At 57.6% G+C, this 255-nt stretch carries 1 protein-coding gene; it reads left to right on the plus strand.

What is annotated here, in order from left to right; all coding sequences use genetic code 11:
- The coding region (locus tag MTX36_RS30790; protein WP_243623223.1) for an AMP-binding protein at nt 1-255 on the plus strand (255 nt) is incomplete at both ends.

Below are 255 nucleotides of genomic sequence, written 5' to 3' on the forward strand. Positions count from 1 at the left end.
TTTCGTGGTCGGGTCGTGAGTTGGTGTTGCCGGTTGATCTGTCGGTGGTCGATATCGACACGGTTGATCTGTCGGGTGTGAATGGTTCGCCGATTTCGGATGCGGATCGTGTTGCGCCGCTGCGGACTTCGAATGTTGCGTATGTGATTTACACGTCGGGTTCGACGGGTCGCCCGAAGGGTGTGCAGGTTCCGCATTCGACGGTGGCGAAGTTGTTCGCGAATACGGAGAGTGTGTACGGGTTCGACGAGTCGG

Source organism: Rhodococcus sp. ARC_M6 (genome assembly GCF_022810305.1).
Classification (GTDB): domain Bacteria; phylum Actinomycetota; class Actinomycetes; order Mycobacteriales; family Mycobacteriaceae; genus Rhodococcus_F.